Genomic DNA, 15,165 nt, shown 5'->3' with positions numbered 1-15,165 from the left:
TCGAGGGCATTGCCACTGCCGCTGCCCTGGACGTTGGTGCCGGCGTCGCGGTCGAAGCTCAAATCGCCGTACAGAACCTGCAGGCCGGCGGTGATTTGTGTGCCTGGCAGGTAGCTCATGCCGGCGGGGTTGCTGGCGATGGTCGAAGGGCCTTGCGCGCGGGCGGCGGCACCGGCGTTGGCCAGGCCAACGTTATCGGTGCCGACTTCATAGAGCAGGATGCCACCGGCCCAGGCCGGCTGGCAGCACAGGGCAAGTAGCGTACAGGCAGGTAGGGCCAGTGTGCTTGTGCGCATGTAACAACCTCGGCAAGTGTAAATTTTCGAATAAGGATCGAATTAACAATCGTCGAAAAATCTGAACCACGTTGAATCGGCCCAGTTCGGTCACACATAAGTGGTAGTTCAAATTCTTGATATTGAAAGGCGCCACTAATGAATAAAAACGTAACGATATGGATGGCCGCCTCAGGGTTCGCGTTGCGGACTGCTGGAGACTGTCCGCGGTACTTCAATTTTTGCGTGAACAGTCAGTGACCAGTGCAAAGTCTTCCACGTGTATTTTATGAAGGCAGCACATTTATTAATGAGCTATACCCAACGTTCCCCCATGCACTTCTTCCACGTTTGGAGGTTGTTTATGAATACCCGTATCGTCCCGTTCGCGCTACTCATGACAAGTCTCTTCGGTTGCAGTACCGCTTCAAACCACTCAATGAATTTGCCTCTGGCTGCCACCCACAGCAATGCGGGCCAGAGCGCCAACACCATATTGACCGCCGAAGGCAATCAAACCAATTTTGACTTCTATATCACTGGCGTTCCGACTGGAACCATCCTGCCCCCGCGCATTTACACGTTCATCAATAAAGGCAGCTGCCAGCAACCCGGGCCAGTCGCCTACGCAATGAACGATAAGGTCAACACAAGAAATGCCGCCGGAGCCAACGGCTGGAGCTTTTACCGTAGTGCGCCTATCGCAACGTCAGAATTGCTTTCCGGCAAGTATTCCATCGTCGTGCGGACATCACCCGAAGACGGCAGCGTCGATATTTTTTGCGGCGATGTCGCGCAAGCAAAGCGGTGAATTGCGGTCCGGCTTGTACCGTTAGAGGTTGACCGTCGATCTTCAGTAACTGACAGCAGCATTAGTGGCCGTTGTACCCGTAAAATGTTCCCTCTTTTCGGCACAAGCCAACACCGCGGTCAGCACCGCCCGGAAGGTTGTGCTGACCGTGACCTTGTCTCACCGAACCAGTTCGACCTCGCTCGGGCGCCACTCTTTCGTGAAGAACGATTCAAGGGGACTGTAGAGGCGCAGGAGCATAAACCAGCCCTTGTCGGGCATGGTTTGTATCCAGTTGCCGGCTTTGGCGTCCGCTGGTTTGGAAGGGCCGAAGTAGATGGTCATGGAACCATCCGCGTTTTCGACGGCCGCCGGTGAAGGGTAGGTTTGACTGCCGGCACGCGGGTAGCGCTGTGGTGTCTGGAGCATGGAGCGCGTCTGGTTATCGTAGACAGTGAAGGACCAGAATTTCGCGGCAGGGATCTTTGGTGGCAGGGTCACCTTGTAGGTCTTTGCGCCATCGAAGGGATTCTTGTCGGCGTCAGAGAAACCCATGAGGTACTGCGAGCCAACGTTGGGCAGCCGCATGATCATGCCCGGTGAATCCATTGTGTAGCCGTAGTAGAAGGCCGTGCGAGAATCAAGCGTACGCGCGCCAGTCGGCGGTAGTGCCTTGAACAAGCCTTCCTTGGTAATCAACGGCGGCGGTGTTTCAAAATTGAAGCCGCCCTGCCACAGCATGTTGGCCCACATCGAATTCGGGTAATAGGCCCAGCCGGGATACTCGGCGGCACGCCAGTTCAGCGCTCGTCCAGCGGCGTTACCTACGGCTGCCGCGTCACTGAGGATCTTCTTCATCCGCTCGTCCGGAACAAAGGGTTTGCCCTTCACAATACCGATGGCCGCCAATTCGCCCATGAGTTCCGGGCTGAACGAGGTGGCGGGTTCCAGCTGTACGAGCTTGTCGAGCATCTCGAAGTAAGAAAAATCGTTAGGCGGGATGGTGTTGAAGGACTTGCCACTGCCCTCGATGAACTTCGTTGGCGGTATCGAGGGGATGGGTGCCAAGCGGACTTTGCCGTCGAGTGCCGTGGCAATGCTGGTGCCGTAGCCACCCGGTGTATAGGGGTAGATCTTCAGCTTGTCTTTGATGAGATCAACAGCAGGTTTCGGGTCGTTGTTCTCCATAAAGGCGCGAACGGCGTAGAGCACATGGTTGGTTTTCGAGCGACCAATAAAGTAACCGCCATCAGGAACGGGACCATCGTAGTCCGGCGGCAGAATCAGGTATTTACCGCCCTCACCCCGATCAGGTCCGGGTGCGCCGATGTCGATGATCCAGCCAAACCACATGTCATTAAGCGTGCCGAGAGCCTTCGGTGGCACTTCAACCACCAACGGTCCTTTCGTCAAGTCGAGCGTTGCCACTGTGTAGATAGTATCGGCGTTGGCCGTGAGAAAGAGCGAGTTGGAGTCCATCAACTCGGAGAAGATGACCACCGAGTTGTCTTCAGCGCCAATGCTGTGGAAGCCCTCGCGAATCGCATAGGCCGAGGCGCCCGAAAAACTGTTCACGAATGCATCGACACCGCGTGTGAACGCCAGTGTGTCATAAACATTCTGAGCGGTTTCGGCGCTTGGAGCGCCATCCTTGAATTCCAGCACGCCGATTCGGGTCTCGATACGATCCGCCGTCTTGACTGCGGGTGGAATGTCGGAAGAAGCCTGCGCCGAGGTCAGCACCGGCAGCATCAGTGTAAAAAAGGACGTTAGTACGGCGATTGGATGGAGAATGTGCGCCATGGTTTTCTCCCTGGGAGAAGTTTGAAGCATTGACGACTCAAACTGAGGAAGGCCATGGCGCAAAGGATTTTCGAAAGCCAGGCAAACTACAAACCTGGTTCCAGGCTCATCGAAGGTATGCTGAAACTGATACGCCCGGATGACCTTTGACGGATATTGCGCACAGGTGACGGAGCAGCACGGAATGCTCGATCAGTTCTTCCAGCAGACCCAAGCATAGGTACACATTTGCCATAGCTCCAGCCTCCGTCAACTATTGGCCGGTAGGCGCCCGTCATGTCAGGCAGCAATCGGGTAGGCTGTTTCCTCAGTACAATCATCCGTCCGGCTCGATCTAGACGCCAATTCCCCCAAATACGCGACACCGTTGAAAGAGGGACCGAAGGACATGACAGTCAAGCGAATGGACAACGTCCTGATCGTTGTCGACGATCTCGAAGCGGTGAAGGCGTTCTTTATCGAGTTGGGCCTTGAGCTTGAGGGCCAAACCACGGTTGAAGGGCCTTCTGTCGGGAGCCTCATAGGGCTTGGAGACGTCCGAGCCACCCTCGCGATGCTCCGGACTCCCGATGGGCAGGGAATTGAACTGGACAAATTCCACACGCCAAACGCAGTCAGGTTTGGGCCCGTGGACGCGCCAGTGAACGCTTTGGGTCTTCGTCGCATCATGTTTGCCGTCGATGACATCGATGCTGCCGTTGCGCGGGTGCAGGCCCATGGCGCAGAACTCATTGGCCAGATGCAGTACGAGAAATCGTATCGGCTCGCCTATATTCGTGGGCCTGAGGGCATCATCGTCGGGCTTGCCGAGCAACTCGGCTAAAGGTGGGCTGCTCGCTCGCGCACGACAATCACCGCGCATGCAAGCGGCCGCCAACCCCCTTGCATGCCGGCTTTCCGGCCGTTTGGCGAGCCGGAACGAAGTTCGTCTTTGGGTGTGTTTCAGCCGGTCGTGGCAGGCAGAAATCGGCCAAAAGCTGCAGGTCAACGGTCTCTGCTTAAGGCCTCCCTCGTTGGTGATCTCATCCGCATTATGTTTACCTCCCGACATCGGCAGGCCAACGTCACTTCACCTTCTCGATGTCACCGGGCTTCCAGCTCTTATCGATAGCGGGTTCCTTCGGGCCGTAGAGTCGGATGATGGCGAAATAACCTTTGCCTGGCACAGTGGCGAGCCAGTTGGCTTTCTTGCCTTCGGGTACTTTTGGTCCGAGGTAGAGGTCGGTGCTGCCGTCGGCGTTCTGCACCGGCTTGTCACGTGAACCGAGCGAGGGGAACGGCTGACCGTTGTCGAGACCGGATGCATTTGCGGCATCGTAAAGCGTCACCGACCAGAACAAGGCGGCAGGAATGTTGGCCGGCAGGCTCAGGTGATAGCTGGTGTCACCCGACAAGGGCGTGCCCCCGCTGTCGGTGAAACTGATCATATATTTGGCACCCTTGCCTGGGGTTTGGGACATCATTCCCGGGCTTATCGAGTAGTAGTTGGTGAACATCCAGATTCGAGCATCGAGGGCCAGGTACGGATATGCTCCGGCGACATTTTCCCAACTATCATTCTTCGACCCGCCCGGATTCGCGGGAGTACCGTCGGCGAACGGATTAAGCCACTGGCGGTCTGGATAGACTCTATACGAGAGACCATTCGCCTTGTCCGAAAAGCCAATGACACGGCTCATTTCGTAGCCGGTCTTGGCGGACCGATCGAGGATCTCGCGTGTTCGCGCATCAGGATTGAACGGTTGCCCCTTGACGATGCCGATCGCCGCCAGCATGCCGAGCCAATCGGGACCGGCGAGGTTGGCGCCTTCACTGTCCACGAGCAGCTTGAGTTGATCGAAGGCACTGCCGTCGCTGATCGGCAGCATGTTGACCGGGACGCCAGAGGCATCGGGGTATGTCATCGGTTTCGCCCCGGCCGCGCCGTTCAGTGGATATATCTTCGTCTGTTCAAGATGCGTAACCGCCGGCGTCAGATTCTTCGGGTCTTTATAGAACCCGCGCAGAAAGACAAAGACATTGTTTGTGGCAGAGCGGTACACGTAATAGCCCTCCGGCACTTCGCCCTTGTAGCCGGGTGGCAAGAGGAGAAACTTGCCGCCCTTTCCCTCATCCGGTCCAAACAGACCAACGTCACCGAAGAACTTGCCACCATCGACCGGGATGGGACGCTGCCAGACATCCAGCAGGATGCCTTGCAACTCAGGCGGCGCTTCCATCACCAGCGGTCCATCCCTTCCCAAGTCGATGTAGCTCATCGCGTAGAGGACATCGGAGTTGGGGGTCGTCACCAGGGTCTTGGCGTCAAGTCTGCGCTTCCAGATCGGCAAGACGTTATAGCCGGCGCCGAATGTCTTTTCCGAGCCCACCTGCATGCCGAGGGTGTTGATCAAAGGCAGCGCCCAGAGATACGTCTGCGTCGCCCGTTGAAAAAGCAGTTCGTCGCGTAGTATCTGCGCGGCCTCCTTCGTGGGTCGGCCTTGCGTGAACGGCAGGTCGGCGAGTTTATTGAAGCTGGCTTCCTGAGCGGAGGCCTGCGTTGCCACTTCGCTCATTACTAACGCGCTCACGAGCGCAGCGGCGATCAAGTTCTTTGGATTCATGGTTGCGTCCTCTGCCGTTTGATCACTTCACCGTCGCGATGGCCGGTGGCTGCCATGTGCCGTCGAGTATGGCTTTGTCGGCCCAATAGGCACGGATGTAGAGCGAGAATGGGCCGCTGGGGGCCGGCAGCCAATTACTTTCCTTGTCCTTGCCGGGCGTCCTGGCGCCGGCATAGAGCGTCAGCGACCCGTCCGGGTTGTATTTGAGATTCTTGTTCTTCGTACCCAGCGAATTGCGCTTTAGCGCGTTGGGATGAAACAGGTGGACGTCGTTGTATAGCGTGAGCGACCAGAAGCCCTTGACCGGTGGCAGCTGGCCCTTGCCAAAGGTGACGGCATAGGTGTTGTTTCCGTTGAGTTGCTTGCCCTGGCTATCGTTGTCCGTGTAGATATATTTCGTCTCTTCCGGGCGGTTGTCGTACATGTTCGACTTGGCGGTGGCGGTCCGGTTGAGGTAGTCGGTTCCCCATTGGGCATTGTTCACCGGCGAATTCCAACCATTGCCGGCGGCACGACCGTTGTTGCTCCACCGCAGGAACGGCGAAATCATCTCGTGCTCAGCCCCGACAGCGGTTGCCTTGAGCGTCTGCATGATTTTCGAATCCTTGGCGGCTGCGTCCAGCACACTGCCGATCCAGTTATAGAGGGCTTCCTCGCCTGGCAGCGGCGGCACGCTTTTCATCACCGCAGGGAGTTCGTCGAAGAAGGTTTCCGGGTTCACCCACGAGGCCTCCCCTTTGCCGCTGGTCTTCGGCGTGGGGAAATGCGGTAGCTTGCTCCACTCCTTGGACTTCATCTTGCCGTCGAACTCCGACAACGGGTAGTAGACGATCTGGCTGATCACCGGCTGGACGGCTTTTTGGTCCTCAGCGCTGTCATCGATGAAGATACGCGGAACGACAAAAGCCAGCGACGTGGAAGAGCGCACCACTGCCGTAATGCCGGCTGGAGTTTCACCCTTCCAGTTTGGGCCGACCATCATGTAGAAGCCGGGTTTGGTGCTGTAGGCCTTACCGATCTCGGAAAATTCGTCGGTGCGCGCGTCATAGTGGGCGTAGACCCAGAAACGATCACCGAAATCCGGGACCTGGAAGACGATGGGCTCTTTGTCCAGCGTCATGAAGCCGGCGCCGTACGCGACATCCTGGTTGGGGCAAGCGATGAAGGTTTGGTCCGGGCTGACGTACCCGGTCAACATTGCGTTCCGGTTGAATGCGATTGGTATCACGCCGCCCATCAAGCCAGGTTCGGGGGCCTTCGAAAAAGCGTTGCCGCGGTTGGCCATGTTGACCAGCGGCCAGCCCCACAGGTAGGCCATGCGCCCGACCGATTGCACATAGGCCGTGGTCATGGCGGTGCCGCTCGCCGGGCCGGGAACTTCGCTGGCGGTTGTAGGGATCGCCACCTGCTGTGCCTGAGCGTTACCCGCCAGCATAAGGAAGGCTGCCCCGACGCCCAGTAAAACGGTTAAGGATCGACGATCAGTTTCCTTGACCCGATAATATCCTCGGCTGGCAGCGCAAGATTCAGTCGACATGTTTAACCTCCAAACTCCGTGAATACGTGAATGGATGCCGAAAAACATGCGGAAAAGAAGGGGTCAAACTTTGTGGCGACTGGACCCCTGCGACAGCACCGCGGCGGCACGCCGATTGATTGTAGCAGCCCGGAATCAGACAGCTTTGGCTATTCCGCCAGCACTCCACGGGTGCCGCCGCTACCGTTCGCCTCGGGCCTGCCTATGGCTCAACTGCTACCCCATTCGTTGATCGTTGACTGAGTGCTTTCGGCGCTCTCGCTCAAGACTCCGATGGGCAGCTGTGGGTTGGTGTAAGCAGTGACGTCTTCAAAATCGTCCTGCCCCACCGAAAACGTATAGTGGGTGTAATCAGGCTGTTTTTCCGCCACACGGCTCTCATCGAGAGACAGACAAAGCCAGAGATCACCGTGGGAAAGATAAGCCCCAGTCTCCCAGCGGGCAGCCAATCTAAAGCCGGGTAGAGCCACATAAAACTCGATACTGCAAGAGAGGTTGAGGATATCAATATCAATTTTTTCAACACAATCGACCAATAGCCGTCATTCGGCATTCGCTTCCAACAATTGATAGCTAGCTGAACGGCATGGAAGGACACACTGCAACGGACACTGGATTTCAGAACTCTTAAGGTTTGCTTAAGGACTTTAAATGTCGCCGGCGGACAGACTTTCCTGAACGATCAGGAGAGCCACCATGAACCCGCAATCGGTGATTTCAAACCATCCATGCACCCTTGTACGGCCGTTGGGTGCCCTGTCCGGCTGGCAGGAGCGCCGCGCCAAGGAGCTGATGCTGCGTGACATGGGCAGTTGCGTTCGCATCAGCGAGATTGCCGAACACTGCAACCTGTCCCGTAGCCATTTTTCCCGGGCGTTCAAAAAGGTTACCGGCCACTCGCCGCAAGGCTGGCTAGTGATGATGAAAATCGAAAAAGCCAAAAGCCTGCTAATCACCTCGATGCCGATCACCGATGTCGTCTATGAATGCGGTTTCGCGGACCACTCGCATTTCACTCGCACCTTCAGCCGCCTGGAGGGGATGACACCCAGGGCATGGCGACGGGCCTTTGATCATGCAACGAGCCACCCTCGCCAGCCACCAGTGATTGATCGGGACATACCCAACTGGAGAATTCACGATAGCCTGGTCGACAGCGTGGGACAGTCGCGCGCGCAAGAGCTGCACGCGTGAACTGATCGAGATCGACAAAACGAACTCCTCCCCTTTGGCCGCTCATGCGGCCTTTTTTTTATTCGGCACTGGCCGGTGCCAGTGGCAGGTTGAAGCAAATCCGGGCGCCCTGTTCGCTGTCCTGGACCACCAGCGTCCCGCCGTGCGCGCCGATCACCGACCTGCAGATGGCCAGGCCCATTCCCATGCCGCTGCCTTTGGTGGTGTAGAACGCATCGAAGATCTGCTCGCGCTGGTGTGCGTCAATTCCAGGGCCGTTGTCCTGGAAGCAGACCTGGACATGAGCGTCCTTCACCGTTGAGCCGATGATGATGCGTCCATTGGGCACCCCTGCTCCGGTGATGGCCTCCAGCGCATTGGTGATCAGGTTGCACACCACCTGCTGGATCTGCACCGCGTCGACCGACACCGGGCATTGCGCTTCGAGCCGGGTCTCCAGGCGCACATTGCGGTTCGTCAGGTCGGTGGCGGTCAGGCGCACGACCTCTCCGATCAAGTGATCGATTTGCACCGGCAACCGTTGCAACGGAACCTGTTTGGCGAGTGCGCGAAGCGCCTGGACTATATCCGCGGCACGGGCGCTATCCGAGCGAATGTCTTCCAGCCCCTGAATCGCCTCTCCCAGATCGGGCTGATCACGCTTGAGCCAGCGCAGACTGGCCGAGGCATTGGACACGATGCCCAGCAACGGCTGGCTGATTTCATGGGCAATCGAAGCAGAAAGCTCGCCCATGACCTTGAGGTGCGAGCTACGCGCCAGTTCCGCGCGGGAACTGCGCAAGTCCGCTTCCATCTGCGCGCGTAGCTGGTTGTCCTCGACTAGCTGTTCATACAGCTTGGCGGTTTGCAGTGACACCGCGGCCTGAGAAGCGAGAATTTCCAACATGGTCAGGCGTTGGGCGCTGAACAGCTTGGGGACCAGACTATTTTCCAGATAAACCAGGCCGATCAACGTGCCTTGTTTGAGCAACGGCAGGCATAACACCGACCGCATCTGGCGCTGTTGCAGATCGGCGCTGTAGGCCTCGGGACAATCGGCCCGGGCATCGTCGAGCACCAGGGTCGTGCGCGTGCGCATCGTGGCGTTGAGCACCGAGGCCGGCGCCACCTGCTCGAGCGGTTGCCCGGCGTCCAGAGCGACCCGTACATTGCCGGCTTCGACCGAAGCCGTCGCCGCCAGTTGCAGTTCGGCGCCGCTGACAATCATCAGCACGCCATTGTCCGCACCGGCCTGAATCATCAAGTGATTCATCAGGGTTTCGACCAGTCGTTCGAGCAGAACCTCTTGCGACAGCGCACGCGCCGCTTCGATCCCCACTTCAAGATCGAGACGGACCTGGGTCACAGGCCGGACCGGCTCGAAAGACGGCTCCGCACTCAGAAACGGGTGCAAGGTTTCCAATTGACGTGCCTTGCTGTCGGCGCCCCACAGGTTGTAGCAATCGCGCGCGACACGCAGGTGGTGGCTGGCACCCGACACCAGCCCGTTGGGTAGGCAGATATCGGCCAGCTGTTCATGGGCCAGCGCCTGCTCATGGATGAAGCCGGCCGCCGCCGCAGCGATCTGCGACTGATCGAAACAACGGATAGCTACCAGTTCCTGACCGCGCAAACGGGCGATGACCCCCTCGATCAGCAGCAGCTTGTTGCGGAAGGTTGTGGGGTTGAGTTCGACCCACGGCAGGAACCGCAGGCGTTGCCGCTCGAGTTTTTCCAGTTTTTCCGCGACCTCGCCCGGCGCTTGCGCACCGCCCAGCGCCAGGCTGTAGAACAGGTAATAATCTGCGAGATTGATATGCGCCGGAATGGACCAGGCCAGCCCAGCGGCTTCTTCGAAACGTCGCAATGCGTAAGGGATATCGCCGAAATAAAACGCCGACATACCTGAATACAGCCACGACCAGAACAGCGTCGGCTGCGACACACGGGTACGGTCGATGGGGCCGAAACGGTCATGTTCGATGCCATCCAGTTCGGCCAACGGCCGATGCAGGCGCCCGTCGCGCAGATCGGTGGCGAATTCCTGTTGCGCCAGCAGGATGCGCTCGATATCGATGTAATGAAATTGCCGCACCCACCTCAACCCATGCTCCAGTTCGTTCAACACCCCTTGCAAGGGTTCGCCCATGAACAGCAGGTCGGAACCGATGTGGTTGCAGGCGTAACAGGACATGCCCAGGTCGCCGCCGGCCTGGCCGCACTCGAATGCGGCGAACGCCTTCTGTCGAGCGTACGCCATCGGTCGGGTCCACGGGCTGACCTGATCGAGTGCCACCAGCGTGCCTGTGCGCCCTGCTTCGTAGCCGTGCTTGTCGGTGAGTTCAAGAGCCACTTCGGCGAAGGCCTGCCCGTCCACATACTCGCCATAGCGTTCGGCAATCATCACGCCAAACCAGGCAAAACCGTAACCGCTGCTTGGTGTAGTGCCATGCAGCAGCGTGAGTTCGACCATTTTCGCCAAATGCAGAAAACGAATGTCGTCGTCAACGAAGAATGAAGAAATCAACGTACTGAGCAACTCCATGGCCGCTTCGACAGGCGGGTCATCGGCCTCGGGCAAATGCACCAGATCGGCGATGCGGCGTGCGCCGACAAGCTCACGAACCTGGGTAAATGCCAGGGTCAAATCGTTCTGTGAGGGCCTGCGCTGAAGGAGAATATCCAGCAGGGCCAGACCGTTCAACGCCTCGGTGATCGCCCCCTCGTAATCGGAGTGCAGCGTGCGCAAGGTGGCAAGTAACCGATAGGATTTCGCGCGGTCAAGCGCTGTAGTGGCGTGGGTCAGGCAGTCGTCGAGGCGGTGTTGGGCACCGGTCAGATCGGCCAGGAGCATGTCGCACTCGGCCGCCAACCATTGGGTGGCGAACGCCTGGGTGTAGAGGCTCGACCACCTCGTCTGGCCGAGCAGACTTTCGGCCGTGCGAAGATAGCCCACGGCCTGCTCGACAGCGGCGGTGTCCCGGGCGCGTTCGGCGGCTTCGACCAACAGTTCGACGAACGCGGCGCGGCGATGCGCCTCCAGTTCATCGGCGTCAATGCGCTGGATCTGACTGGCGACTTCGAACACGCGCTCATGGATCTGCTCGCCCCAATGATCAAGCATGGCGCCCGCGATACGTGCATGCTCAGCAGCGCGTGCCACTGGCGCCGCAAGCTGACAGGCCGCCTCAAGTACACGGTCATGGGGAAACACCAGTTGCTCGCGCTCACGCAGCAGAAAACCTGAATCGACCAGGCTTTGCACAGCATGGGTGATCTGTTGCAGCTCACACGGCAACAGCCGGTACAGCAATGATTCATCACAGCGCCCACCGACATAGCCGGCCGTGCGCAGCACTTCGCGCTCCATCGGTGACAGGCGTTCGAGTCGCAGTACCATCAAGTCCGCGACGTTGTCAGCGTAGCGATAACCGTCCACCTCCTGTTGATTCCAGACCCAGCGGTGACCCTGCACGTCAAAGCGCACCAGACGTTCATCGATCAATGCGCGCAACACTTGGCTGACGAACAGAGGGTTGCCGGCCGTCTTGTAATGCACGACTTGCGCGAGCGTCTCAATCTCCCTGGGGTCAGTGTCCAGCTCAGTGGCAATCAGCTCCGCGACCGCGGCCACCGACAATGGCCCCAGCAAGACGCTTGCACAGGGCAATGATTGCTCGCGGCCCAGCACCTCCAGCACTCCCCCCTCGCGCTCGAGGGCCTGCGACTCCGCCTCGCGATACGCCAGGATCAGCACCAGATGCCGGGGCCGCCGGGCGACGAAGGCCTGCAAAAACGACAGCGTCGAATCGTCCGCCCATTGCACGTCATCCACGAACAGCACCAGGGGGCGTCCCGGCTGAGCGAAGACTTCCAATACATCGAGCAGGGTCCGATTGGCGCGATCGAGCGCATGTCGGGCCGGCATGTTCGGCAGCTCAGGTGTGACCCCAATGACCAGCTCGGCCTCGGGCGCCAGTTCCACCAGAAGCCTGCCCCGCCCCTTAAGCCGTTCGACCAGTTGCTCGCCCAGCGTCTGCAGCTCCAGAGCCGGCTTGCCCAGCAACTGGGTCATCAGCGACTTGAAGATTTCTGCCAAGGGTGCAAATGGAATTTCCTGCTGCAACAGATTGCTCTTGCCGCTGGCCCAGTAGCCGGGCGCCAGGGGCCGGACACCCTGATGGATCAGCGTCGACTTGCCGGCACCCGGCGCGCCACCGACCAGCAGAGCCCGGGCAATGCCATCGTTGCCTACCTGACGCAACAGCTCGACCAACTGCGTACGTTCGGCCTCTCGACCGAACAGCACATCGCTGCGGGCCAAGGAAGGCAACGCATCGAAAGCGCCCAGGCGGAACGCGTCGATACGCTCATGCTCCAGCCACTGCTGTTGGCACCAGGCCAGATCCGCAGCCATTGATTCGGCACTCTGGTAACGGGCACCCGGTTCTTTCGCCAGGCCTTTGAGCAGAACCCGGCAGATGCCTTCCGGTAGATCGGTGACATGAATCGCCGGTGATTCCGGCTGGACAGCGGCGTGCACGTGCAGCCATTGGGACGGGTCGCGGGCGGTGAGCGGCAGTCGGCCGGTCAGCGCTTGATAAAGAATCGCGGTCAGCGCGTAGACATCGCTGCGCGCGTCAAAATTGGCGGCATCGCGTCGCACTTGCTCGGGGGCCAGATAAGGCCATTGCTCCAGGCCGGGCAGTTCAACGGCGGGCGTCTCCCCGGCATGGCTGTGAAAACTCAGTAGTCTGACCGAGTCAGCGGCGTCCACCACCAAGTGGTGGGGTAACAGACTGGCATGTCGCACGCCCAGCTTCTGGGCGTTCGCGAGCGCGTTGGCCGCAGTTACCGCGATGACCAGCACGCGCGCCAGTGGCATCCCTGTGTCACCAATCAAATCAGTCAGCGGCACCCCATGCGTGGGATAGATCAACAAAGGCCCCTCGGCCGAGCGGATGAACGCGACCGGGGCAATCGCCCAGGCCGGATCCAGGCGCAGGTGAAAATCGCGCTCCAGCCGCTGGCATACGGCAGGCCGCTGAATCGGCGCCCGGGCGGCGAGCCAACGTGTGCCCGATTGCCGATCCTGGAGCGTGAACCAGGTCAGGTCGTTTTCCCGGCGCAGTATTGCGAAGGTGCAACGCTCAAGCCAGGCTTCATCGTGTGAGACATCAAGACTGTGGGAACCGGATGCTGAGAGAGAGCTGCTGGGCATGAACAATCACCGCTGAAGATTCATTTCGGGCTGAGCCGGTGAGTATACGCAAGGCTCTGGCCCGATAGCTGCGCTCGAGTAATCCTGTCCGTTATCGGCACTAGGATGGCAGTTCAGAGCCCCCCACGACCTGTGGTTTTTGCGCACTGAAATCGCAGCGTGTTATCCCTCGGGATAATTGCATTATGCGAGGCCGTCCCCTAGCTTGTAGCCCTGATGAAACGACGTTCCGGCGTCACTCCCCGTCAACGCAGTGCAGAGGAACGTATGATCCGACTCGGCCAAGCCACTATTTCCCTGGAACGGCGTGAAGCCTTTCTTGATGGACGGCCGCTGCGTGTCGGAGGCCGGGCGTTCGAAATCCTCTCGGTGCTGATGCAGGCCGATGGCCGAATCGTCAGCAAAGATGAATTGATCACACAGGTCTGGCCTGACACCGTCGTCGAGGAAAACAATCTGCAGGTGCAGATTTCCTCGCTGCGCAAGTTGCTCGGAGAAAAAGAGCTCATCCAGACGGTCCCGCGCCGAGGTTACCGATTATTGAAAGAACGTGAACCGCCCCTGCCCTTGTTCCATCCTACGACCCCGGGCCCCTCGGCGTCCGAGGATCAGCAGCGGATCGATCCTGACAGCGTGCAGGTGTTCATCGTGGACGATGAAGCCCCCGTACGCACGGCGCTCAGCCGACTGCTGCGGGCCGAAGGCATCGTGCACCGGATATTCGCCTCGGCCGAAGAACTGCTCAGCGCTGACCTCGACATCGGCCCCGCTTGCTTGTTGCTGGACGTCAGCTTGCCCGAGGCGACAGGCCTGGAACTGCAATCCGCACTCGGGCGGCGCGGACTTCCGTGGCCGGTTATTTTCATGACCGGTTTTGGCACCATCCCGATGTCGGTGCAGGCCATGAAAGCGGGAGCGGTCGAGTTCCTGACCAAGCCTTTCAATGACGACCAGTTGCTCGACATTCTGCGCACCACCCGTCAGCGTGCAGCGACGGCGTTCGAGCAATGGCAACGCACTCAGAGTGCCCGTCAAAGGGCTACCCTATTGACCCCCCGTGAACACGAAGTGCTCCCGCTGATCGTCGCGGGTCTGTCCAACAAGCACATCGCCAACCGGTTGGGCACCAGTGAAGTCACCGCCAAGGTCCACCGCAAACACATCATGGAGAAGATGCAGACGCGCTCGCTGGTCAGTCTGGTCAGCCTGTATGGCTTGCTCAGCGCCGAGCCGGCGTTTGGCACTCAGGGCTCTTCATGACTATCGACACTGGCTGCACCGCCCCTGGATCATCCGGCAGCGTCATGATCATCGTCTGCATCGTGGACGACGATGCGTCCGTGCGCAAAAGCCTCGCCAACCTGCTTCGGTCGGCCGGATACCGCGCCCGAGTATTCGCCTCGGGCGAGGAGTTCCTGGCCCTCGAAAACTTCAATGACATCGCCTGCCTGTTGTTGGATTTGAAAATGAACGGCCTGTCAGGGATAGACGTCATGCGCGCGCTGACGCTCAAGGACAGAAAATTCCCGGTGATTTGCATGTCGGCACATTGGGATGAAGCAACACTGGCCGAATCCGGCCGTTATAAACCCATCGAATGCTTGCGTAAGCCCTTCAGCAGCGATGCTTTGCTGAGCGCTATCGAATTTGCACTTCAACGTGAGTGTTGAAGGTTTTCCTGATAGCCGATATGGCATCTGACTAAGGCAGACGGAGTAATCATGTTCCAGGCTGGCAAGTTTGGCGGCGGAAGATTATTTGGG

11 protein-coding genes are annotated in these 15,165 nt (G+C 59.0%); 5 read left to right on the top strand and 6 right to left on the bottom strand.

Annotated features, from left to right (window positions below):
• A partial coding sequence (locus PMI28_RS25865; RefSeq protein ID WP_007982188.1) for an outer membrane protein transport protein occupies positions 1-296 on the bottom strand: 296 nt, incomplete at its 3' end.
• Between the two features lie 343 nt (positions 297-639).
• Between PMI28_RS25865 and PMI28_RS25870 the strand changes: the two genes are divergently transcribed.
• A complete protein-coding gene (locus tag PMI28_RS25870; RefSeq protein WP_007982186.1) occupies positions 640-1,086 on the top strand; it encodes a hypothetical protein in 447 nt (148 codons plus the stop codon).
• Between the two features lie 159 nt (positions 1,087-1,245).
• On the opposite strand, the gene PMI28_RS25875 is transcribed toward PMI28_RS25870, so the two are convergent.
• Positions 1,246-2,868, bottom strand: coding sequence for a DUF1254 domain-containing protein (locus PMI28_RS25875; protein ID WP_007982184.1), 1,623 nt, complete (start codon positions 2,866-2,868; stop codon positions 1,246-1,248).
• A 388-nt stretch (positions 2,869-3,256) separates the two neighbouring features.
• Between PMI28_RS25875 and PMI28_RS25880 the strand changes: the two genes are divergently transcribed.
• Positions 3,257-3,691, top strand: a complete 435-nt coding sequence (locus PMI28_RS25880) for a VOC family protein (protein ID WP_007982180.1) — start codon at positions 3,257-3,259, stop codon at positions 3,689-3,691.
• Between the two features lie 241 nt (positions 3,692-3,932).
• On the opposite strand, the gene PMI28_RS25885 is transcribed toward PMI28_RS25880, so the two are convergent.
• The 3 genes from PMI28_RS25885 to PMI28_RS0128250 form a co-directional block, all read right to left on the bottom strand.
• Positions 3,933-5,471 carry a DUF1254 domain-containing protein gene (locus PMI28_RS25885; protein WP_007982178.1) on the bottom strand — a complete coding sequence of 513 codons (1,539 nt, stop codon included), beginning with the start codon at positions 5,469-5,471 and terminating at the stop codon, positions 3,933-3,935.
• Positions 5,472-5,493: 22 nt separating this feature from the next.
• Entirely contained in the window at positions 5,494-7,008 is a 1,515-nt protein-coding gene (locus PMI28_RS25890; protein WP_007982176.1) for a DUF1254 domain-containing protein, read from the bottom strand.
• Positions 7,009-7,217: 209 nt separating this feature from the next.
• Positions 7,218-7,544 carry a glutathione transferase gene (locus PMI28_RS0128250; protein WP_238540669.1) on the bottom strand — a complete coding sequence of 109 codons (327 nt, stop codon included), beginning with the start codon at positions 7,542-7,544 and terminating at the stop codon, positions 7,218-7,220.
• Between the two features lie 160 nt (positions 7,545-7,704).
• Here PMI28_RS0128250 and PMI28_RS25895 point away from each other — a divergent pair, with 160 nt between their 5' ends.
• On the top strand, positions 7,705-8,202 hold the full coding sequence (locus PMI28_RS25895; protein ID WP_007982174.1) for a helix-turn-helix transcriptional regulator: 498 nt from the start codon (positions 7,705-7,707) through the stop codon (positions 8,200-8,202).
• Between the two features lie 58 nt (positions 8,203-8,260).
• On the opposite strand, the gene PMI28_RS25900 is transcribed toward PMI28_RS25895, so the two are convergent.
• A complete protein-coding gene (locus PMI28_RS25900; RefSeq protein WP_033063058.1) occupies positions 8,261-13,315 on the bottom strand; it encodes a trifunctional serine/threonine-protein kinase/ATP-binding protein/sensor histidine kinase in 5,055 nt (1,684 codons plus the stop codon).
• Positions 13,316-13,669: 354 nt separating this feature from the next.
• Between PMI28_RS25900 and PMI28_RS25905 the strand changes: the two genes are divergently transcribed.
• Together PMI28_RS25905 and PMI28_RS25910 are read left to right on the top strand one after the other, a co-directional pair.
• Positions 13,670-14,662 (top strand): response regulator, encoded by a 993-nt coding sequence (locus PMI28_RS25905; protein ID WP_007982170.1) that lies wholly within the window; start codon positions 13,670-13,672, stop codon positions 14,660-14,662.
• A 44-nt stretch (positions 14,663-14,706) separates the two neighbouring features.
• Positions 14,707-15,072, top strand: coding sequence for a response regulator transcription factor (locus PMI28_RS25910; protein WP_033063056.1), 366 nt, complete (start codon positions 14,707-14,709; stop codon positions 15,070-15,072).
• Positions 15,073-15,165 lie beyond the last annotated feature (93 nt).

The sequence above is a fragment of the Pseudomonas sp. GM48 genome, from assembly GCF_000282335.1.
In the GTDB taxonomy this organism is placed as follows: Bacteria; Pseudomonadota; Gammaproteobacteria; order Pseudomonadales; family Pseudomonadaceae; genus Aquipseudomonas.
The sequence above is the reverse complement of the archived record's forward strand: the minus strand, read 5'-3'. Positions and strand labels throughout refer to the sequence as shown.

Bases quoted from the DNA above. Each gene is read 5' to 3' on its own strand.
- PMI28_RS25885 (WP_007982178.1), bottom strand. From the start codon at position 5,471: ATGAATCCAAAGAACTTGATCGCCGCTGCGCTCGTGAGCGCGTTAGTA.
- PMI28_RS25870 (WP_007982186.1), top strand. From the start codon at position 640: ATGAATACCCGTATCGTCCCGTTCGCGCTACTCATGACAAGTCTCTTC.
- PMI28_RS25910 (WP_033063056.1), top strand. From the start codon at position 14,707: ATGATCATCGTCTGCATCGTGGACGACGATGCGTCCGTGCGCAAAAGC.
- PMI28_RS25895 (WP_007982174.1), top strand. From the start codon at position 7,705: ATGAACCCGCAATCGGTGATTTCAAACCATCCATGCACCCTTGTACGG.
- PMI28_RS25890 (WP_007982176.1), bottom strand. From the start codon at position 7,008: ATGTCGACTGAATCTTGCGCTGCCAGCCGAGGATATTATCGGGTCAAG.
- PMI28_RS25875 (WP_007982184.1), bottom strand. From the start codon at position 2,868: ATGGCGCACATTCTCCATCCAATCGCCGTACTAACGTCCTTTTTTACA.
- PMI28_RS25905 (WP_007982170.1), top strand. From the start codon at position 13,670: ATGATCCGACTCGGCCAAGCCACTATTTCCCTGGAACGGCGTGAAGCC.
- PMI28_RS25880 (WP_007982180.1), top strand. From the start codon at position 3,257: ATGACAGTCAAGCGAATGGACAACGTCCTGATCGTTGTCGACGATCTC.